The organism is Nocardiopsis oceanisediminis, from assembly GCF_048595525.1.
Taxonomy (GTDB): domain Bacteria; phylum Actinomycetota; class Actinomycetes; order Streptosporangiales; family Streptosporangiaceae; genus Nocardiopsis_A; species Nocardiopsis_A oceanisediminis.
Map to the genome: position 1 here is coordinate 946775 of NZ_JAFMZJ010000001.1, position 21550 is coordinate 968324.

14 protein-coding genes and 2 tRNA genes are annotated in these 21550 nt (G+C 74.7%); 12 read left to right on the plus strand and 4 right to left on the minus strand.

Annotated features, from left to right (window positions below; all coding sequences use genetic code 11):
• Positions 1-408: 408 nt before the first annotated feature.
• Positions 409-2316: a calcineurin-like phosphoesterase C-terminal domain-containing protein gene (locus J0910_RS04415; protein WP_420157232.1), complete on the plus strand. Its 1908-nt coding sequence runs from the start codon at positions 409-411 to the stop codon at positions 2314-2316.
• 197 nt (positions 2317-2513) lie between these two features.
• A complete protein-coding gene (locus tag J0910_RS04420; protein ID WP_420157233.1) occupies positions 2514-3920 on the plus strand; it encodes an MFS transporter in 1407 nt (468 codons plus the stop codon).
• Between the two features lie 89 nt (positions 3921-4009).
• Here J0910_RS04420 and J0910_RS04425 read toward each other — a convergent pair whose 3' ends face one another.
• The 3 genes from J0910_RS04425 to J0910_RS04435 all read right to left on the minus strand — a co-directional run bounded on the left by J0910_RS04425 (position 4010) and on the right by J0910_RS04435 (position 5976).
• Entirely contained in the window at positions 4010-5008 is a 999-nt protein-coding gene (locus tag J0910_RS04425; protein WP_420157234.1) for a C40 family peptidase, read from the minus strand.
• Positions 5009-5302: 294 nt separating this feature from the next.
• Complete coding sequence (locus J0910_RS04430) at positions 5303-5701, minus strand: hypothetical protein (RefSeq protein ID WP_420157235.1); 399 nt, start codon at positions 5699-5701, stop codon at positions 5303-5305.
• Between the two features lie 190 nt (positions 5702-5891).
• Positions 5892-5976 (minus strand) — tRNA-Leu (locus J0910_RS04435).
• A 139-nt stretch (positions 5977-6115) separates the two neighbouring features.
• Between J0910_RS04435 and J0910_RS04440 the strand changes: the two genes are divergently transcribed.
• From J0910_RS04440 to J0910_RS04455, 4 genes are all read left to right on the plus strand, one after another.
• Entirely contained in the window at positions 6116-7441 is a 1326-nt protein-coding gene (locus J0910_RS04440) for a M20/M25/M40 family metallo-hydrolase (RefSeq protein ID WP_420157236.1), read from the plus strand.
• A 261-nt stretch (positions 7442-7702) separates the two neighbouring features.
• Positions 7703-8707 carry a hypothetical protein gene (locus J0910_RS04445; protein WP_420157237.1) on the plus strand — a complete coding sequence of 335 codons (1005 nt, stop codon included), beginning with the start codon at positions 7703-7705 and terminating at the stop codon, positions 8705-8707.
• 151 nt (positions 8708-8858) lie between these two features.
• Positions 8859-9629: a chaplin family protein gene (locus J0910_RS04450; protein ID WP_420157238.1), complete on the plus strand. Its 771-nt coding sequence runs from the start codon at positions 8859-8861 to the stop codon at positions 9627-9629.
• A 266-nt stretch (positions 9630-9895) separates the two neighbouring features.
• Positions 9896-11281 (plus strand): hypothetical protein, encoded by a 1386-nt coding sequence (locus J0910_RS04455; RefSeq protein ID WP_420157239.1) that lies wholly within the window; start codon positions 9896-9898, stop codon positions 11279-11281.
• A 249-nt stretch (positions 11282-11530) separates the two neighbouring features.
• On the opposite strand, the gene J0910_RS04460 is transcribed toward J0910_RS04455, so the two are convergent.
• Positions 11531-11716: a DUF5703 family protein gene (locus tag J0910_RS04460; RefSeq protein WP_026120864.1), complete on the minus strand. Its 186-nt coding sequence runs from the start codon at positions 11714-11716 to the stop codon at positions 11531-11533.
• A 262-nt stretch (positions 11717-11978) separates the two neighbouring features.
• Here J0910_RS04460 and topA point away from each other — a divergent pair, with 262 nt between their 5' ends.
• The 6 genes from topA to J0910_RS04490 all read left to right on the plus strand — a co-directional run bounded on the left by topA (position 11979) and on the right by J0910_RS04490 (position 21479).
• On the plus strand, positions 11979-14804 hold the full coding sequence (gene topA / locus J0910_RS04465) for a type I DNA topoisomerase (protein WP_420157240.1): 2826 nt from the start codon (positions 11979-11981) through the stop codon (positions 14802-14804).
• 365 nt (positions 14805-15169) lie between these two features.
• Positions 15170-17533, plus strand: a complete 2364-nt coding sequence (gene tmk, locus J0910_RS04470) for a dTMP kinase (RefSeq protein ID WP_420157241.1) — start codon at positions 15170-15172, stop codon at positions 17531-17533.
• 167 nt (positions 17534-17700) lie between these two features.
• Positions 17701-18879, plus strand: coding sequence for a DNA polymerase III subunit delta' (locus J0910_RS04475; RefSeq protein ID WP_420157242.1), 1179 nt, complete (start codon positions 17701-17703; stop codon positions 18877-18879).
• Between the two features lie 89 nt (positions 18880-18968).
• The gene (locus J0910_RS04480) at positions 18969-19763 is read left to right on the plus strand and encodes a PSP1 domain-containing protein (protein WP_420157243.1); all 795 of its coding nucleotides are present in this window, start codon (positions 18969-18971) and stop codon (positions 19761-19763) included.
• Positions 19760-21313 (plus strand): alpha/beta hydrolase, encoded by a 1554-nt coding sequence (locus J0910_RS04485; RefSeq protein ID WP_420157244.1) that lies wholly within the window; start codon positions 19760-19762, stop codon positions 21311-21313. Before J0910_RS04480 ends, J0910_RS04485 begins: the two co-directional genes overlap by 4 nt.
• 90 nt (positions 21314-21403) lie before the next feature.
• Positions 21404-21479, plus strand: a tRNA-Thr gene (locus J0910_RS04490).
• Positions 21480-21550: the final 71 nt, after the last annotated feature.

The following is a 21550-nucleotide window of genomic DNA, read 5'->3' on the forward strand; positions in this document are numbered from 1 at the left end:
CCCGATCGCCGGAGCGGAACCCGCGGGCCTTTCGGATCATTTTCCGGACGACCGGAATACATGATCTGCGCATTTTCCATCAGAAGCGGATATGGCCGGAGAAAACGTGCGGTTTCTGTGGGTCTGCGTGTTCATGCCGAGTGGTGCGCCGGAGTTCCGATAGCGTCCTTCGGGCGGCGCTCATTCGGTCGCCGGCAAGGCGGAGACCTGGCCTTATGGTCTCCTCCGCCGTGCGGTGGGCCGAGAACGCGGCATTCGAATCGGGACCGGCTCCATTCGCCGTTCGTCATCGGAAGGTGGTCGACCGTTGGCCGACGGCTGGGGCACCGTTCAGCCGTCTCAAGAAAGGTTGCTCTCCGCCGGTCCCCCCTGGCCGGTTTCGTCCCCCGATGAATCGGAGAGCGCTGCATGTTGAAGACATATCCGCGACATGCGCAGACCCGCCGCGCCCCGCGGGTGCGCCGCTGCTTCCGCACCGCGCTGGCGGCCTCGGCGGCCGCCGCCGTCGCCGGTTCCCTGACCCTGGTGGCCGCGCCGGCCTCCGCGCAGCCCGCGGAGGGCCATGGCGACGGCGTCTACCGCGGCGAGGTCGAGGTCGTCCGGACCCCGGCCGGCGCCGGGAAGGATTCGGTCCTCACCGGCAAGGTGTTCGTCGACGCCGACCGGGACGGCGGCAGCGACGGCGAGCGCGGCCTGGCCGGCGTCATGGTCACCAACGGCCGCGACGTGGTGCGGACCGACGGGAAGGGCCGGTACCGGCTGCCCGCGTTCGACAACATGACGGTCTCGATCACCCAGCCGTCCGGGTACCAGGTGCCGCTGGACGAGCACAACATCCCGCAGTTCCACTACAACCACCTGCCCGAGGGCTCCCCGGAGCTGCGCCACGGGGGCATCGAGCCGACCGGCCCGCTGCCCTCCGCGGTCAACTTCCCGGTCGTGGAGAGCGAGGAGACCGCCGACAGCGCGCAGAGCTGCGTCATCGCCGGCGACCTGCAGACCACCGACCGGCAGGAGATCGCGTACGCCCGGGCCGGCGCGATCGAGGACCTGTCCGAGCGCGACGACTACACCGGCTGCGGCGCGCTGTTCGTCGGCGACATCGCCAACGACGACCTGTCGCTCTACCCCGACATCAAGAAGGAGCTGTTCACCGAGGTCAACGGGCCGGTCCGGCTGCTGCCGGGCAACCACGACATCGACTTCGACGCCCCGAGCGCCGAGCACGCCTTCGACACCTTCCGCGCGCAGCTGGCGCCGGAGTACTACTCCTACGACGTCGGCGACGTGCACGTGGTGGCGCTGAACACCGTCGAGTACCCGTGCACCGCGGCCGAGGACGGCCCGGACGGGATCAAGGAGCGCTGCGCCGACCCGGAGGGCGCCCCGGCCTACAACGGGCGGATGGACGAGGACCAGCTCACCTGGCTCAAGCGGGACCTGGCCAACGTCGACCGGGACCGGCTCATCGTCGTCGCCGGCCACATCGGCCTGCTCAACTACGCCGACCAGAGCTCCCCGGTGCACCAGGTCGACCAGGTGAAGCGCGTGCACGAGCTGCTCCGCGGCCGCCCCGCCGTGGCGGTGGCCGGCCACAGCCACAGCATCGAGAACCTCAAGGCCGGCGACGCCGCCAAGGGCTGGCGCGACCTCTTCGGCGTCGAGGGCCTGCCGTTCCCGCACATCACCGCGGGCGCGATCTCGGGCGACTGGTACTCGGGCGAGGTCGGCGAGGAGGGCTACCCGGCGGCGATCGGCCGGGACGGCGGCCGCCCCGGCGTGGTGACGCTGGACATCGAGGGCAGCGGGTTCCGGGAGCGCTACACCGTCACCGGCGAGCCGGACGGCGTGCAGACGCAGCTGGGCGTCAACAGCCCGACCTACCGCCGCTGGTACGAAGAGCGGAAGAAGTGGAACGACGACCCCGCCGGCGAGGCGCCCGAGCTGGAGGACCCCCTGGCCGTCGACCGGGGCGACCTGGCCGGCGGGACCTGGCTGACGACCAACTTCTTCCCCGGCTCCACCGGCTCGAAGGTCGAGGTGAGCATCGACGGCGGACCCGCGGGGAAGGCCGAGCGCACCCAGCGGATGGAGGGCGAGGCGGTCGGCACCGGCCCCGAGTACTCCGACCCCTACGCGGTCTCCCGGCAGCTGGTCCACGGCGGCAGCCTCGCCGACCGGACCATGCACCTGTGGCGGTTCGACCTCCCCGCCGACCTCGGGGCCGGTGAGCACACCGCCGAGGTGACCGCGACCGACTCCTACGGCCGCGAGTTCACCGACACCCTCGAGTTCGAGGTGGTCGAAGAGGCGTAGCGCGCCCGCCCCGCCGCGCGTCCTTCTCCGGGGCCGCCGTCCGCGCGGACGGCGGCCCCTCCGGCTTCGGCCGCCCGCTCCCCGCGGTGGCCTCCCGGCTCCCGTTCGCGTGCCAGGTCGGCCGCCCTTGACGACATGAATACCCTAGGGGGGTATATTGACGGTCCTGGCGTCCCCGAGAGGCAGGAGAGCCCCCCATGCGCCTGTTCGCGATCCGCGATTATCGCCACCTGTTCAGTGCCCAGGTAATCGCGCTGTTCGGCACCGGTCTGGCGACGGTCGCCCTCGGGCTCCTCGCCTACGAGCTCGCCGGCCCCGACGCCGGCGCGGTCCTCGGCACCGCCCTGACGATCAAGATGGTCATGTACGTCCTGATCGCACCGCTGGCCGCCGCCTACGTCGACCGCCTGCCCAGGCGGACGTTCCTCACCCTGCTCGACGCGGTCCGCGCCGGGGTGGTGCTCGCGCTGCCGTTCGTCACCGAGGTCTGGCACATCTACGTCCTGATCGGCCTCCTCCAGGCCGCGTCGGCGGCGTTCACACCGACCTTCCAGGCGGTCATCCCCGACATCGTGACCGAGGAGAGCGACTACACCCGCGCACTGTCGGCCTCCCAGGTCGCCTACACCATGGAGAGCCTGCTCAGCCCGGTTCTCGCGGCGGTCGCGCTGACGTTCATCACCTTCGACCTGCTGTTCATCGGCACCTCGATCGGGTTCGCCGCGTCCGCGCTGCTGGTGCTGGCGACCCGTATCCCGAACGCCCGCCCCAGCGCCCGCACGGGCGCCTGGGACCGGGTCGCATCGGGGATCAGGGCCTTCGCCGCGACACCGCGGCTGCGCGGGGTCATGGCGCTGAACCTGGTGGTCGCCGCGGCCGGGTCGATCGTGGTGGTCAACACCGTCAACCACGTCCGCGACCGGCTCGGCGGCACCCAGGCCGACGTGGCCTGGATGCTCGCCGCCTCCGGCGGCGGGACGCTCCTGGTCGCGCTGGCCCTGCCGCGCGTGCTCGACCGGCTCGCCGACCGCGCGGTGATGACGACCGGCGCCGGCGTCCTCGTCGCCGGGACGGCCGCGGCCGTCGCGATGACCGCGACCGGCCTCGCCTCCTGGGCGGCCACGGCCGCGGTATGGGCGGCCATCGGCGGCGGGATGGCGCTGATCGTCACCCCGACCGGGCGGGTGATCCGGGCATCGGCCCCCCGGGACGGGCTCCCCGCGGCCTTCGCGGCCCAGTTCTCCCTGTCGCACCTGGCATGGCTGGTCACCTACCCGATCGCCGGGTGGATCGGCACGAGCGCCGGGTTCACCCTCGCGTGGTCGCTCCTCGCCGCCCTCGCCGCGGCCGGGGCCGCGGCCGCACTGGCGCTGTGGCCGCGCGAGGCCGGCGCCGTCGCCCGGACTGGGGACGCCCCCGCCGGAGGGCCTGGGACGCCCGAGGGCGCCGAGGCGTCCGAGGGCTCCCGGACGCCCGGAACCTCCGGGACGCCCGGGACCCTCCGGGCCTCCGGCGCACCGGGGGCGCTCGCCCTGCGCGAAGAGGCGGGGAGCGCGGAAGGCACCCTCGCGGCGGGCCAGTGCGCCTGCACGCGCCCCGTCTGAGCCGTAGGGCGGGGGGCGGCCGGCTCCCGCGCCGGCCGCCCCCGCCCGGCTCCCGCCCCGGGGCGGCCCGGGGGCCGGCCACGGGCGGATCAGGGGCGGACCGCGCCGACGAAGTGCTGGTCCCAGTAGTCGGCGAGATTCACCACGGAGACGGTCTTCCCGCTGCTGGGGGCGTGCACCATCTTGCCGTCGCCGGCGTACATGCCGTTGTGGCCCAGGTCGTCGAAGAAGAACATGATGTCGCCGGGCTGCAGGTCCTCCCGGGAGACCTTGTTCGCCAGCTCGAACTGCTGGTAGGTGGTGCGGGGGATGTTGACCCCGGCGGACCCCCAGGCGGCCTGCATCAGGCCGGAGCAGTCGTAGCCGTCGGGGCCGGTGCCGCCCCACAGGTAGGGGGTGCCGATCTTGCCGTAGGCGAAGTCCAGGGCCGACCGGGCGCTGCCGGAGGCCGAGCCGGAGTACCCGCCCGCCCCGCCCTCCGAGGCCGTCCCGGCCACCGGGTTCTCGCCCTCGAACCCGGCGAGCAGCTCCTCCTGCTCGGCCAGCTTCTCCTCGACCTCCTCCTTCTGCTCCTTGAGGTCGTCCCGCTCCTCCTCCGCCTCGTCGCGCGCGTCCTCGGCCTCCTCCTTGAGGGCGATGAGGCGCGCGGTGGAGTCGGTGAAGTCGTCGAGCCGCGCCTTCTGGTTCTCCGACAGGTAGGTCATGTCGGAGGAGTGATCCAGGACGTCCTCGGGCCTTTCGACGCTGAGGACCACGCCCGGGGAGGCCGGGTCGACGGACTTGTAGGCGGCCGACGCGAAGGCGGACACGTCGTCCCGCAGCCCCGCGTAGCGGTCCTCCTCGTCCCCGACCTGCTCGTCCAGTGAGTCGGCGCGCTCCTCGGCGGCCTCCAGGTCCTCCTCGGCCCGGTTGTACTCCTGGACCAGGCCGCTCGACTCCTCGGTGAGCTCCTCGATCTCGGCCCTGACCTCCTCCTCGGTCGGTTCGGGCTCGGCGTGGGCGGTGCCGGCGGGAAGCAGCAGGCCCCCCGCGGCGAGGGCGCCCAGGCCCGCGAGGACGTGCTTCTTGGCGTTCTTCTCATCGGTCATGAGGGGGTTCCGCTCCTTGCTGCGTGGATCAGACGAGGGGAGCGCGCCTCCGCGGCCGGACCGGCCCCGCGGCGAGCACGCGAACGGCGCACTCGCCCCCGGAAGCCGCACACGGGAACCGACCCGGCGACGGTTCGGCCGTGCCGGCCGTCGTGCCGGCGGTGGTGTCGGCCGCACCAAGGCCGCGGAAGGCGCGATGAGGCCGGGCGCTCCCGGGCGCAGGGCGGACGCCCCGCGCCACCGGCGGACGGCGGGGGCCGGCCCCACCGCCGCGAGCGCGCCGGCCGGGCTCGTCTAAACCCGGATCACGCAGAGGGAGAGCAGCAGCCGGGAACCGGCCAGGGGGACCGGGCTCCGGCGGAGGAAGCGCACCCGCCCGCCGCCCGGCGGCGGGCCCGCCCACACCATCGAGAGCGGCAGCAGCCCGAGGAGCACCGCCACGGCCAACTGGACCGCGCCGGTCCTGTGGTCGGCCCCCAGCAGCCCGCCGTCATTGCAGTGGGCGTCTCCGAGGTGCCCATGCCCCCCGTCGGCCACCACCGCCTCCGCGACGGCGGCCGCCCCCTGCCCGGGGAAGGCCGGAGCGCTCTCGACATGGCAGATGAAGAGGAAGAGGAAGGCGCCGGCCAGCACCACCGGCGACAGCCCCCTTGCCCAGGGCTGCCGCAGCACTCTCGTGATCCGGCCGAACACGGCGAGAAGAATACACGGCGCCGGGCGCCTCTCCCTTTTCCGCGGGCTCCGCGGGGCCGGGGCCGGAGGCTCCCGACCCGCCGCAGGGCGGAGCGGCCCCGCGCGGGAGGCCTGCGCGGCAGTACGGGGCCCGCCCCGGAAACGACGAAGTCCCAAGCTCTCCACCTGGGAGAACTCGGGACTCGTGATGTGTCCGAGGGGGGACTTGAACCCCCATGCCCTTAACGGGCACTAGCACCTCAAGCTAGCGCGTCTACCTATTCCGCCACCCGGACCGGTGTGGACGGCGCCTCAGCGCCGGACAGGGTCAACCATAGCAAAGGTCCGGGGGTGGGCGGACATCGTTTTTTCCGGGCGGGGCGTGGGAGGGTTCGGGGGACAGTGGTCGCGGAGCGCGGAGAGGAGCGGGGTTCCATGGCGGAGCCGGTGGAGCGGAAGGCGGGGGCGGCGGAGGAGGAGGTCGTGGAGCTGTGCCGGGAGCTCATCGCGATCGACTCCTCGAACTACGGGGACGGGTCCGGGCCCGGGGAGCGGGAGGCGGCGGAGTACACCGCGGCCAAGCTCGACGAGGTCGGGGTGGAGGTGCAGGTCTTCGAGTCCGCGCCGAAGCGGACCAGCCTGGTGGCGCGGATCGAGGGGGAGGACCCCTCGCGGGCGCCGCTGCTGCTCCACGGGCACCTGGACGTGGTGCCGGCCGACGCCGCGGACTGGACCCATGACCCGTTCGCCGGGGAGATCGCCGACGGGTGCGTGTGGGGGCGCGGGGCCGTCGACATGAAGGACATGGACGCGATGATGCTGGCGGTGGTCCGCGAGCGGATGCGCACCGGGCGCAAGCCGCCGCGCGACATCGTGCTGGCCTTCCTCGCCGACGAGGAGGCCGGCGGGAGCTACGGGGCGCAGTGGCTGGTCGACCGGCACCCCGAGCTCTTCGCGGACTGCTCGGACGCGGTCAGCGAGGTCGGCGGGTTCAGCGTCACGGTGGAGGAGGACCGCCGGCTCTACCTGATCGAGACCGCGGAGAAGGGCATCGCCTGGATGCGGCTGACCGCGCGCGGCACCGCGGGGCACGGGTCGATGGTCAACGACGACAACGCCGTCACCGAGCTGGCCGAGGCCGTGGCGCGGCTGGGCCGGCACGAGTTCCCCGTCCGGCTCACCAAGACCGTCCGGACCTTCCTGGAGGAGGTCTGCGAGGAGTTCGGCATCCCCTTCGACGAGGGGAGCCCCGAGGCCGCCCTGGAGCGGCTCGGCCCCGTCGCCGGGATGATCGGCGCCACCCTGCGCAACTCGGTCAACCCGACCGTGCTCTCCGGCGGCTACAAGGCCAACGTGATCCCCGGCACCGCCACCGCGCAGGTCGACGGCCGCTTCCTGCCCGGGATGGAGGAGGAGTACTTCGCCGAGATCGACCGGCTGATCGGCCCCAAGGTCGACCGGGAGTTCATCCAGTACCTGCCGTCGGTGGAGACCGAGTTCTCCGGCGGGCTGGTCTCGGCCATGGGCCGGGCGCTGGAGGAGGAGGACCCCGGGTCGAAGGCGGTGCCCTACTGCATGTCCGGCGGCACCGACGCGAAGAGCTTCCAGCGGCTCGGCATCCGCAACTTCGGGTTCGCCCCGCTGAGGCTCCCGCCCGAGCTCAACTTCTCCGGCATGTTCCACGGCGTCGACGAGCGGGTTCCGGTCGACTCGCTGCGCTTCGGCGCGCGGGTCCTGGACCGGTTCATCGATCTGAGCTGATCCGCCTGGAGCGGGGAGGGGAGGGGCGGCACGCCGCGCCTCCCCTCCCTTTTTCGCGTGCGGGAGGAGGGAGGGGAGGGGAATCGGACGGGGAGGGGGAGGAGGGGGAAGCCGAAAAAAATCCGTTCCGGTTCCCCGTTTTTACCCGAACGATCGCCCAGAGTGGTGCTAGCGTGACTCTCGGTCGGCAGGGGAGGGTCTCTGCCGGCGGCCGGAATCCGGCCGCTCGTTTCCGTCCATCGGTGTGCACGAGGTGGCTTCATGGCGCAGAACGAACGCGTACGGCGGGGGCTCCCCGCCGCTGCGCGTCTGCGCGGGAGCCGGGCGCTCGGGCGGGCCGCGGTCCTCCTCGGCCTGGTGGCCGGCGGATGGCTGCTCGGCGCGTCCGCCGCCCAGGCCGACATGCCCGACGCCCCCGGTGCCTCCGGGGTCGAGGCGGTCGTCGACGGCGCCGCCGAGCAGAGCGAGCGCCTCGTCTCCTCCGCCGGGAAGCGGGGCCCCGCCTTCGAGGGGGCCCGGCCGGACGGCTCCGGACTGAGCGGCCTGCGCGCCGCGGTGCCGTCCGAGGGCGGCTCCGAGGGCAGGGCGCCGGTCGGCGAGGCCGTCGGCGGCACCGTGCAGGGCGCGGTCGGCGGTGTGCAGGACACGGTCCAGCGCACCGGCGGCGCCGTCGGGGGAACCGTCGGCGCCGTGGAGGAGCAGGCCGAAGGGGTCGTCTCCGGCACCGTCGAGGCCGGACGGTCGGTCACCGGCGGATCGCTCGCCGAGGGCGACCTCGCCGACGCGGTCTCCGGTATCGGGAGCACCGGCAGCCGACTGCAGGAGGGGCTGGAGCGCACCGTCGAGGGCGCCGCCGACATCACCGAGCGGCCGTCCGACGACGGCTCCGAGGACCCCTCCGAGCGCTCCGGCGACCGGAGCGGGAACGAGCGCGGCGAGGAGGAGGACGGCGCCGAGCGGCGCGCGTCCTCGGCCGCCGCGCAGACCCCGGCCGCACCGGGCACCGCCCGGATCCCCGCGGCCGTTCCCGCGGGCTCCGCGGACGCCGGCGAGCAGGGCGCGATCGGCGCGCCCGGCCACCCCCGCGTCTCCGGATCCGACTCCACCGGCGGACCCGCGTCCCCGGTCCCCGCGCCCGCCGCAGGCTTCCTGCTGCAGCAGCGCGCCGACACGCTGCGCCCGTTCGCGCACCGCGTCGACCTGCCCGGCGACCCGACCCTGGTGGTCCGCGACGCCGCGGACGACCCGTCGTTCTCGCCCGACTAGTTCCACCTCTCCAGGCGGCCGGCGCCGCCGCGCCCCGGCGATGCCGTGCGGCCGCTCCGGCGCCTCCGCCTGTTCTCCGTGCCCGCAGGGGGCACGCGCATCCCGTCTCACGCCCCGCTCGGCTTGTGCCGCAACGCAAAGGACCAGCATCATGCCCAGCACCGCAAGGACCGCAGTGACCGCCTTCGTCGCGGCCGGTGTGCTCTCCACGGCACCGTTCGCGCTCGCCACCGCCCCGGCCGCCGCCGATAGCAGCACCAGCGGGAACGGCTCCATCGGCGGGGGGAACCAGGTGGACCTCGGCGCCGACCTCCCGATCAACCTGTGCGGCAACGCGATCGCCGTGCTCGGCAACGCCGCCGCGGCCTGCAAGGACTCCGGGGCGGTCAGCGAGGACTCCGGCTCCTCGTCCTCCACCTCGGGCAACGGCTCGATCCTCGGCGGCAACCAGGTCGGCGCCGACGTGGACGTGCCGGTGAACGCCTGCGGCAACGCGGTGGGCGTGGCCGGCAACGCCGGGGCGGCCTGCCAGGACTCCGGGGCGTCCAGCGGCGGCGACGGAGACGACGGCGGGGACGACGGCTACGAGCCCGAGGAGCCGGGTGAGCCGGAGCGCCCCGGTGAGCCCGAGGAGCCGGAGCACCCGGGCGAGCCCGAGGAGCCGGAGCACCCGGAGCACCCGGGGGAGCCCGAGGAGCCGGGCGAGCCGGGTGAGCCGGAGCACCCCGGCGGGCCGGAGGAGCCGGGCGGGAAGGAGCCCTCCCCCTCCCCGTCCGCCCCGGTCGCCGATGACCGCACCGAGCCCGCGCTGCCGCTGACCGGGTCCGCGGTGCTGGCCATGGCCGCCGCCGGCGCCGCCGCGGTGGTGGCCGGCCTGGGCGCCCTGGTCATGGGGCGCCGCAAGAGCCGGAGCGGCCGGTAACCGGATCGGCCTCCCGGTCCTCGTGACCGGGGGCTGACGCGAGTCCCGCGGGCGCGGCCACGTCCGCGGGGTTCACGTCAGCCGCCGCTCCCCGGAGCGGAGCTGACCACGGAGCGTGTCCGCCAGGCACGCCGGACGCCGAGACGCCCGCCGACCGCGAGGCCCGGCGCCCCTTCCACGGGCGCCGGCCCCCCCGGGGTCCCGCAGTCACGCAGTCCCATCGATTCCATCTCATCCGCTTTCTTGTCCCTGAAAGGAAATCCCACATGCGCAAGTGGGCCCGAATCTCAGCAAAGGCCGTCCTGCTCACCGCCGGCTTCGTCGCCCTCGGCGCGGGCGTCTCCTTCGCCGACGCCGGCACCGTGGAGACCTCGGGCAACGGTTCCATCCTCGGCGGCAACCAGCTGGTCGCCGACGCGAACGTCCCGGTGAACGTGGCGGGCAACGCCATCTCGGCCATCGGCGGGAACTCCGGCGCGGCGGCGGAGAACGTCGGCGCCGTCGTGCACGACCGCGGCCCCGACACCGTGGAGACCTCCGGCAACGGCTCGATCATCGGCGGCAACCAGGCCGTGGTCGACGCCGACGTGCCGGTCAACGTCGCGGGCAACGCCGTCGGCGCGGTGCTGGGCAACGCCGGCGCGGCCGCCCACGACACCGGCAGCGCCGTCGTCGAGCACGACCGGCACGGGGACGGCCGCGAGGTCGAGACCTCCGGCAACGGCTCCATCATCGGCGGGAACCAGGGCGTGGTCGGCCTGGACGTGCCGGTGAACGTCTCCGGCAACGCCGTCGGCGCGGTGCTCGGCAGCGCCGGCGCGGCCTCCGAGGACGTCGGCGCGATCGTGGACCACCACGGCCACCACCACGGCCACGACCACGACCGCGGCTACGACGAGCGCAGCGCGCAGTCGTCCCCGGTCGGCGGCGGGCTGGTCGACCGGCTGAGCGAGGCCGCCCGCCCGCTGCACCTGCAGACCGGCGGCCTGGACGCCGGCCCGGTGCTGCACCAGAGCGCCGAGCGCGAGCGCCAGAGCTGGTCCGAGGGCGACTCCGTGGAGACCTCGGGCAACGGCTCGATCCTCGGCGGCAACCAGCTGGTCGTCGACGGGAACATCCCGGTGAACGTGGCGGGCAACGCCATCGCGGCGGTCGGCGGGAACGCCGGCGCGGCCGCGGAGGACACCGGCGCGGTCGTGCACGACCACGGCCGCGACGTCGAGACCTCCGGCAACGGCTCCATCATCGGCGGGAACCAGGGCGTGGTCGGCCTGGACGTCCCGGTGAACGTCTCCGGCAACGCCGTCGGCGCGGTGCTGGGCAACGCGGGCGCCGCCTCCGAGGACGTCGGCGCGATCGTGGACCACGGCGGCCACGGCGGCCACATGCACCAGGCCGCGGAGGAGCCCGCCGCCCCGCTGCCCGCGCCCGTGGACTCCCTGCCGCTCAACGCGGAACTGCCCGAGACGCCCTCCCTGCAGGTGCCCGGCTCCGAGACGCTGCCGCTGACCGCGGAGGAGCCCGCCGCGCCCGAGGCCCCGGCCGAGCTGTCCGGGCTGCCCGAGGCCGGCGGGCCCGCCGAGACGCTGGGCGGCGCCGTCGACGGCGTGACCGGCGGCACCGAGTCCCTCGGGGTGGACCTGGGGGCCTGATGCCGGCGGTGTGACCGCTCCCTCCCCGGCCTCCGTCGCGACGGCTCGCGGTGGACTAGCGGAGGCCGGGGGCAGGGGAGCGGGACACCGCTGAGGCGAGTCCCCGCGGAGGCGCGCGCGCTCCGCGGGGACTCGCCCGTTCCGCGGCCGGATCCGGACACCGGCCGCGGGCAACCCCGGGGTGCTTCGGGCGTCCCGGAAGGGGCGCCGGCCTGTTCCCGCGGGCACCCCGTCGACATGTGATGGAACTCACATGGTCCGCACCTGTCGGATGATCCGGCGCCGGATGACCACGGTTCGGCTGCCGTCCCGGTAGAGCCGGACCCGGGCCAGTTCCCAGCGGCCGTACTCGGCATGGTCGGTCAGCGTCTGCCGCGTCACATTGCGCGATGTTCCCCTCGGGAAGCGGAGTTCCCGGTATTCGTAATCGAGCATTAGGCCTATTCTGCGACTGGCCACGGTGTACGTGCCATAGCGTTCCTACCCGTGGACGACCGGAGAGCGGCCCGGAGGGGACCGGGAGGGGACCGGGAGGGGAAGAGCGCTCCTCCGGCGGCGGACGGGAAGCGATCCGCGAGGCCGTCGGTTACCGTCAGTGGCCGGGGGACCGGAGAGCCGACCCCGGGCCGCACCGACACGGCGGCCGCAGGGAGAACCGGCCGCAGAGACAGCGCAACGCGAGACGTAGGGGAACAGCGTGCCACCCAAGAAGGGCAGCGCCGGAGAGAGCGGCGCGAAGGGCTCCGGAGCGAAGGCCGGAGGGAACAGGCTCGTGATCGTGGAGTCGCCCGCCAAGGCGAAGACGATCGCGGGCTACCTCGGCCCTGGGTACACCGTGGAGTCCTCCATCGGCCATATCCGCGACCTCCCGACGAAGGCGGCCGAGATCCCCGCGCGCTACAAGGGGGAGTCCTGGGCCCGCCTCGGCGTCGACGTCGACCACGGCTTCGAGCCGATCTACGTGGTCAACACGGACAAGAAGGCGCACGTCAAGAAGCTCAAGGAGCTGATGGCCCAGGCCGACGAGCTCTACCTCGCCACGGATGAGGACCGCGAGGGGGAGGCGATCGCCTGGCACCTGCGCGAGGAGCTCAAGCCGAAGATCCCGGTCCGCCGGATGGTCTTCAACGAGATCACCAAGGACGCGATCCAGCGCGCCGCGGACAACACCCGCGACCTCAACCTGCGCCTGGTCGACGCCCAGGAGACCCGGCGCATCCTGGACCGGCTCTACGGCTACGAGGTCTCCCCCGTGCTGTGGAAGAAGGTCATGCCGAAGCTGTCGGCGGGCCGCGTGCAGTCCGTCGCCACCCGGCTCGTCGTCGAGCGGGAGCGGGAGCGGATCGCGTTCACCCCCGCCGAGTACTGGGGCCTCAAGGCGGTCTTCGACACGCTCGGCGGCTCCGGCGACGGCCCGTCCACGTTCGCCGCCGCCCTGGTCTCGGTGGACGGCGACCGGGTCGCGGTGGGCCGCGACTTCACCTCCGAGGGGACGCTGCGCTCCCCGAAGGGCGTGCTGCACCTGGACGAGGCGGCCGCCCGCGGTCTGGCCGACCGGCTCTCCGGCGGCGAGTTCGGGGTGCGCACCGTGGAGCGCAAGCCCTACCGGCGCTCCCCCTACGCCCCGTTCCGCACCACCACGCTGCAGCAGGAGGCCTCGCGCAAGCTGGGCCTGTCCGCCAAGCAGACCATGCAGGTGGCGCAGCGGCTCTACGAGAACGGCTTCATCACCTACATGCGGACCGACAGCACCACGCTGTCGGAGAGCGCGCTGGCCGCCGCCCGGGGGCAGGCGACCCGGCTGTACGGCGCCGACTACATCCCGGACAAGCCGCGCGCCTACTCCAGCAAGGTGAAGAACGCCCAGGAGGCGCACGAGGCGGTCCGCCCGGCCGGCGACACCTTCCGCACCCCGGCCCAGACCGGGCTGAGCGGCGCGGAGTTCCGCCTCTACGAGCTGATCTGGAAGCGCACCGTCGCCTCGCAGATGAAGGACGCGGTGGGCGAGTCGGTCACGGTCAAGGTGGCCGGCACCTCCAGCACCGGCGAGCAGGTCGAGTTCACCGCCACCGGCAAGGTGATCACCTTCCACGGCTTCCTCAAGGCCTACGTGGAGGGCTCCGACGACCCCGAGGCCGAGCTGGACGACCGCGAGCGCCGGCTGCCTCCGGTCGAGGAGGGCCGCCCGCTCAAGGCGGAGGGCATCGAGGCCGAGGGGCACGCCACCCGGCCGCCGGCCCGCTACACCGAGGCCACCCTGGTCAAGGAGCTGGAGGACCGGGAGATCGGCCGGCCGTCCACCTACGCCTCGATCATCGGCACCATCCTGGACCGCGGCTACGTGTTCAAGAAGGGCTCGGCGCTGGTGCCGTCCTTCCTGGCGTTCGCCGTGGTGCAGCTGCTGGAGCGGCACTTCGGCAACCTGGTCGACTACGACTTCACCGCCCGCATGGAGGACATGCTGGACGGCATCGCCCGCGGCGAGGCCGAGCGGGTGCCGTGGCTGCGCCGGTTCTACTTCGGCGCCGAGCAGGAGGCCGGGCTGAAGGAGCTGGTCGGGGAGAACCTCTCCGAGATCGACCCGCGCGAGGTCAGCTCCTTCCCGATCCCGGGCACCGACATCGTGATGCGGGTCGGCCGGTACGGGCCCTACATGGAGCGCGAGGGCGCCCGGGTGAACGTCCCCGAGGACCTCGCCCCCGACGAGCTCACCCCGGAGCGGGCCGAGGAGCTGTTCGCCGCGCCCAGCGGCGACCGCGAGCTGGGCACCGACCCGGGCACCGGGAACACCGTCGTGGTGAAGAGCGGCCGGTTCGGCCCGTACGTGACCGAGCTGCCGCCCGCGCCCGCGGAGCCCGCCGAGGAGGGCGAGGCGAAGAAGGGGAAGGCGAAGTCCAAGGCGAAGCAGGCGGAGAAGCCGCGCACCGCCTCGCTGCTGAAGTCGATGACCCCGGAGACGGTCACCCTGGAGGACGCGCTGCGGCTGCTCTCCCTGCCGCGGGTCGTCGGCGAGCTGGACGGCGAGCCGGTCACCGCGCAGAACGGCCGGTTCGGCCCGTACCTGAAGAAGGGCACCGACAGCCGCTCCCTGGAGACCGAGGAGCAGATGTTCACGGTCACCCTGAAGGAGGCCGAGGAGCTCTTCGCCAAGCCCAAGCAGCGCGGCCGCCGCGCCGCCGCCGCGCCGCTGCGCGAGCTCGGCGAGGACCCGGCGAGCGGGCAGAAGATGGTGGTCAAGGACGGCCGGTTCGGCCCCTACGTCACCGACGGGGAGACCAACGCCTCGCTGCGCAAGGGCGACGAGGTGGAGTCGATCACCGACGAGCGCGCCGCGGAGCTGCTGGCCGAGCGCCGGGCCAAGGCCCCGGCGAAGAAGGCGGCCGCGAAGAAGCCCGCGGCCAAGAAGGCGACGGCCGCCAAGAAAACGGGCACCGCCAAGACCGCGGCGAAGAAGACCACCGCGGCGAAGAAGGCGACCGGCAAGACCGGGACCCCGAAGAAGAGCGGCGGCTCCGCGGAGTGACCCGCCGGGCCCGGACCCGTTCCGGGCCCGGCGGAGCGGCGCCCCGGCGGCCCCGACCGGTCGGATGATCGGCCGGCTCCGCTCCCCGCCCGCCCGGTCCGCCCCCGGGCCGCTCTGCCCCGGTGGGGCGGGAGCGGCGGCGGCCGCGGGAGCGGGCAGGGTGGCGTGGATCCCCGGGCGGCAGTAGTGTGCCGCGCACGGTCCCTGATGCCCCGCGCCCCCGCAGGTTCGCGGTGGCGCGGATCACCGACCGTCCCGCGCCGCCGGTGAAGGGCACATATCGGCCGATCAGCGGCGTTGGTCACCCGTACCCTGCCCCGGCGGGCGCCCGTCCCCTTCCGGAAGCCTCGCTACCCTTCACGAATATGAGCAGATCTGCATCCCTAGGAGCGCCCGGAGAGGCGCGCAGCGTGCTGGCGATCAAGCCGTTCCGGCGGCTGTGGGTCTCGCTGTCGCTGTCCGGCCTCGGCGACTGGCTGAGCCTGCTCGCGATGGTCTCGCTGGCGGTCGCCCTCACCCGGGACGCCGCCCCGGCCGTCCCCTACCTCGCGGTGAGCGGAGTGCTCGCGCTCCGCCTGCTGCCCTGGCTGCTGCTGAGCGGCCCGGCCGCGCGCGCCGCCGACCGGCTCGACCCGCGGTTCACCCTGGTCGGCGCGGACGCGCTGCGCGGCCTCCTCTACCTGTCGGTGCCCCTGGTGGGCCGGCTCGACTGGCTGCTCGCCGCGCACCTGCTGGCCGAGGCCGCGGCGCTGTTCCGCGCCCCCGCCAAGGAGGCCGCGATCGGCGGCCTGGTCCCGAAGAAGCGGGTGGCCCAGGCCGACCGGATCGCCCTGCTCGCCGGGTACTGGACCGCCCCCGTCGCGGCCGCGCTGTTCGCGCTGCTGGCCGGGGTCGGCACGGTGCTGGGCGCGCTGGCCCCGGCGCTCGCCGGGCCCCGCGCCGACCTCGCCGTCTACCTCGCGCCGCTGGCGCTGCTGGCCTCCGCCGCCGTCGCCTGGACCGCCCCGGTGCAGGGGCGGCCGCGCTCCGAGCGCCCGGCGCGGCGCCCGGAGCCGGAGCAGGCCCCGCAGCCGCCGTCCGGCGACGAGCAGCCGACCCAGGAGGTCCGCGCCGTCGAGGTCGACCCCAACGAGCTCACCGCCCCCATCGGCACCGCGGAGACCCTGCAGGTCCCCGCGCTGCCCGACCCCGAGAAGCAGAAGGCCGAGGAGGAGGCGCGCAAGGCCGAGGAGGCCAAGCGGAAGGCGGAGGAGCGCGCCCGGCTGCGCGCCGAGCGGCAGGCCGCGGCCGAGGAGCGCCGCCAGGCCCGCCGCACCGGCTCCGAGACCGACCCGCTGGCCACCCTGCGGGACGGCTTCCGCACGGCGGGCTCCGGCGCGCTCCCGCGCGCGCTGCTGCTGGGCATGCTCGGCTCGTTCGCGGCCGGCGGCGCCCTGGTCGGCGTCGGCCGGATCCTCGCCGACCGGCTCGGCGCCGGCAGCGCCGGGTTCGGCGTGCTGTTCGGCGCGCTGGCCGCGGGCGCGGCGCTGGGCGTGCTGGCCGGCCCGCGCACGCTGCGCCAGTTCAGCCGGCGCCGGCTGTTCGGCCTGGCGCTCGGCGCCTCGGCGGCCGCGCTGCTGTTCACCGGCCTGATCCCGAACATGGAGCTGGCCGCGGTGCTCTCCCTGGCGGTGGGCGCCGGCACCGGCCTGGCCTGGACCATCGGCCTGACCCTGCTCACCCAGGAGGCCGACGGGCCGACCCGCCCCGCGATCCCGGCCTTCGCCTACACCGCCGGCCGCGCGGCGCTGCTCACCGCGGCGGCCGTCGCCCCGCTGCCCGCCCTGCTGATCGGCGACCACACCCTGGCCGTCCGGGACCTCACCTACGACGTCCTCGGCTCCGGCACGGTGCTGGTCATCGCCGCCCTGGCCGCGGCGGTGGCCGCGGTGGTCTGCTACCGCCGGATGAACGGCGAGCCGGGCGACGTCCCGCTCCTCACCGAGCTGCTCGCGGCGGTGCGCGGCGTCCCGGTCCCCGGGGACAAGGGCGCCGGGGAGCAGGAGCGCCCGCCCGGCACCTTCATCGTGCTGGAGGGCGGCGAGGGCGCCGGCAAGTCGACCCAGGTCGGCCAGCTCTCGGTCTGGCTGCGCGACGAGGGCTTCGAGGTGGTCACCACCCGCGAGCCCGGCTCCACCCGGCTCGGCATGCGGCTCCGCGCGCTGCTGCTGGACAAGGAGCACACGGGCATGTCGCCGCGGGCCGAGGCGCTGCTCTACGCCGCGGACCGGGCGGACCACGTGAACGAGGTGATCATGCCCGCGCTGCGCCGCGGGGCGATCGTGATCAGCGACCGCTACGTCGACTCCACCCTGGCCTACCAGGGCGCCGGCCGGGACCTGCCGGTCTCCGAGATCGCCCGGATCAACGACTGGGCCACCGCGGGCCTGGTGCCGCGGCTCACCGTGCTGCTCGACCTCCCGGCGGAGGACGGGCTGGCCCGGCTGGGCGGCACCACGGACCGGATCGAGGCGGAGTCGCAGGAGTTCCACGACCGGGTCCGGCGGGGCTTCCTCGACCTGGCCGAGCGGGACGCCGGACGCTACCTGGTGGTGGACGCGCGCGGCGCGGCCGAGCAGGTCACCCGGGAGATCCAGCGCCGGATCCGCCCGCTGCTGCCCGACCCGGTGCCGCAGGACGCCGAGGCGATCACCGGGATGATGCCGGTGATCAAGGACGACGAGGGCTGAGCCGCACCGCCGGCGGCCCCGCGGGCCCCCTCCGCCGCCGGCGGAGGGGGCCCGCGCCCGTTCCGGCCGCGGCGGCGGCCCGGGGCTCCGGCGGGAACGGCTCCGGCGCCGCGCGGACCGGCCGCCCGGCGGCCGGGCGTCGGCCGCAGCGCCTATGCTGAACCCCGATGAGCGTCTTCGATGACCTGGTGGGCCAGGAAGCGGTGGCCGGCGGGCTGCGGGCGGCGGCCGCGGCGGCGAGTGCGCTGCTCGCGGGGGACGAGGCGGCCGGCAAGCGGATGACGCACGCCTGGCTGTTCACCGGCCCGCCCGGATCCGGCCGGAGCGAGGCCGCGCGGGCGTTCGCCGCGGCGCTGCAGTGCCCGGACGGCGGCTGCGGCCACTGCACCTCCTGCCACCAGGTCCTCGGCGGCACCCACGCCGACGTGCTCTACGTCCGCCCCAGCGGGCTGAGCTTCGGCGTGGACTCCACCCGCGACCTGGTGCTCCGCTCGGCGTCCCGGCCCACCGGCGGCCGGTTCCGGGTGGTGCTCTTCGAGGACGCCGACCGGGCCACCGAGGCGGCCTCCAACGCGCTGCTGAAGGCGGTGGAGGAGCCCGCCCCGCGCACCGTGTGGCTGCTGTGCACCCCCACCGCGGAGGACATGCTGGTCACCATCCGCTCCCGGTGCCGGCAGGTGGTGCTGCGCACCCCGCCGACCCGGGCGGTGGTCGACGCCCTGGTGAACCGGGACGGCATCGACCCGGCGACCGCGGACGAGGCCGCCCGGTCCGCGGCCGGCCGGCTGGACCGGGCCCGGCGGCTGGCCATCGACGACGAGGCCCGGCGGCGCCGCTCCGAGATCCTGGCGATGCCCGCCCGGCTGGACGGCACCGGCGCCTGCGTCACCGCCGCGGCCCGCCTCTACGAGCTGGCCGAGGCCGAGGCGAAGGCCACCACCAGCGCCCTGGACGAGACCGAGAAGGCCGACATGAAGGCGGCCTTCGGCGAGGGCGCCACCGGCAAGGGCGTGGCCAAGGCGGTGCGCGGCGCGGCCGGCGCGCTCAAGGACCTGGAGGAGCGGCAGAAGCGGCGCGCCACCCGGCTCAAGCGGGACTCCTACGACACCGCCCTCACCGACCTGCTGCTCTTCTACCGCGACGTGCTGGCGGTCCAGTTCGGCTCCGGGGTGGAGCTGTCCACCGGGGCGAACCGGGCCGACCTGGAGCGCATCGCCCGCTCCTCCGCGCCCGAGGCCACCCTGCGCCGGATCGACGCGATCATGCGCTGCCGGGCCCGGATCGACGCCAACGTGCACCCGCAGATCGCCCTGGAGGCGATGACCTCCGCCCTCTACCAGGGCTGAGCGCGGCGCCGGGGCCGCCGGGGAGGCGCGCGGGAAGCCGCCCCGGCCGGAGGGTGACGGAGATCATGCCCGGAGCCTAGGGTGTCCGGATGGGCATGATGATGGCGGTCAGCTTCGAGCGCTACGGGCGGCTCTACTACCTCGACCCCGGGGACGCCTCGCCCCGGGTCGGCGACAAGGTGCTGGTGCCCACGGACGACGGCCCGGAGGTGGCCGAATGCGTGTGGGCGCCGCAGTGGGTCGGCGACGACGTGGAGGGCCTGCCGGTCTGCGCGGGCCTGGCCGGCCCGGAGGACCTGGAGCGCGACGAGCGCAACCGGAGGTTCCGGGCGTCCGGGCGGGCCGCCGCCAAGCGGCTGATCCGCGCCGCGGGGCTGCCGATGCGCATCGTCGCCGTCGACCACCTCCCGGCCGAGCCGCTGTTCACCGTCTACTTCACCGCCGAGCGCCGGGTCGACTTCCGCGGGCTGATCCGCGACCTCGCCCGCGAACTGGGCGTCCGGGTGGAGTTCCGCCAGGTCGGGGCGCGCGACGAGGCGCGGATGCAGGGCGGGGTCGGCTCCTGCGGCCGGGAGCTGTGCTGCGCCACCTTCCTGAAGGACTTCGAGCCGGTCGCCGTGCGGATGGCCAAGGACCAGGGGCTGCCGGTCAACCCGATGCGCATCGCGGGGGCCTGTGGCAAGCTCATGTGCTGTCTGAAATACGAGCACCCGCTGTACCAGAGCCCGGGCACCGAGCAGGCCCGCGGCAGGCGCGGCGGGGGAGGCTCCTGCGACCGGGCGGCGGTCTGCGGCCCGCGCAGGGCGCACGAGGCGGCGCGGGACGCGGGCGGCGCCTCCCCGGGCGGGTGCGGCGGCGATGGAGCGGAGACCCGACCGGCGTGAACAGGACTGGACTGGCCGCCTGCGCAGCGGCGCTGGCGGTGGCGGCGGCCGGCTGCACGGGCGAGGGGGCGGACCCCGGCGGCCGGGGCGGTGCCGACCGGGCCCCCGAGCCGGGCCTGGAGGGGTTCTACTCCCAGGAGATCGACTGGGGCGCCTGCGAGGACGGCGACGAGGACTTCGAGTGCGGCGCCTACGAGGTCCCGCTCGACTACGGCGACCCGGGCGGGGAGCGGCTGGAGATCGCGGTCAAGCGGCGGCCGGCCGCCGCCGAGGCGAAGGGGTCGCTGCTGGTCAACCCCGGCGGGCCCGGCGGGTCCGGATACGACTACGCCGGCGCCGCCTCCTCGGTGGTCGGCCTGGACGTGCGGAAGCACTTCGACGTCGTCGGCTTCGACCCGCGCGGGGTGGCCCGCAGCGAGCCGATCGCCTGCCTGGACCTGGAGGGCATGGACGACTACCTCGGCACGGACGTGCTCAGCGAGGACGGCGACGCCGACCCGGCCGAGGTCACCGACGCCGGGGTGGAGCGGCTGGAAGAGGGGGGCCGGGCCTTCGTCGAGGGCTGCCGGGAGCGCGCCGGCGACCTGATGATGCACATGGGCACCGATTCGGTCGCCCGGGACATGGACGTGCTGCGGGCCGTGCTCGGCGACGAGGAGCTGACCTATCTCGGCAAGTCCTACGGCACCATGATCGGCGCGGTCTACGCGGACCTGTTCCCCGAGCGGGTGGGCGCCGTGGTGCTGGACGGGGCGCTCGACCCGGAGCTGGACCAGCTGGAGGCCGGGATCGAGCAGGCGAGCGGCTTCGAGACGGCGCTGCGCGCGTTCGTCGAGGACTGCCAGGGGCTCCCTGACTGCCCGGTGCGGGGGAGCGGCGCCGACGCCGGGACGGCCTGGATCGAGGACCTGCTGGAGAAGGCCGGCCGGGAGCCGCTGGAGGGGCCGCCCGGCGACGACCGGGAGGTCGGCCGGGCCCGGGCCGAGCTCGGCATCGCCGGGGCGCTCTACTCCGAGCAGACCTGGCCCGAGCTGCGGGCGGCGCTGGCCGAGGCGGACGAGGAGGGCGGCGGCGCCGGGCTGCTCGCACTGGCCGACGCGATGTACGGCCGGGACGACGAGGAGGAGTACCTCAACTCGACGTCGGCCCTGGTCGCGGTCAACTGCTCGGACGCGCCGAGCCCGCGGGACCCCGAGGCCTACCGGGAGGCCGCCGAGCGCGCCGAGGAGGAGTACCCGCTGTTCGGCGCCTCGTTCAGCTGGTCGGCGATGACCTGCGCGTACTGGCCGGAGGAGGCGGTCGCCGACCGGCCCGCGCCGACGGCGGAGGGCGCCGCCCCGATCCTGGTGGTGGGCACCACCCGGGACTCGGCCACCCCCTACGAGTGGTCGGAGAAGCTCGCCTCGACCCTGGAGTCGGGGGTGCTGCTCAGCCGGGACGGCGACGGGCACACCGGCTACCGGATGGGCGACGGGTGCGTGGACCGGGCCGTCGAGGCCTACCTGCTGGAACGGGAGGTCCCGGAGGACGGCGAGGCGTGCATGCCCTGACCCGTTCCGGCCGCCCCGGCGCCGCACGGCGCGGGCGGTCCGCCGGGCACGCTAGAATGGTGGCGGTCTCGCGCCGAGCGCGGGACCGACGCCGCCTTAGCTCAGTCGGCAGAGCGATTCACTCGTAATGAATAGGTCGTCGGTTCGATTCCGACAGGCGGCTCCAGCCGAAACGCCATCCCGGACCGGGGTGGCGTTTTCGCGTGGGTGGCCAATCGGGTGGCCAGTGGCCTGCTC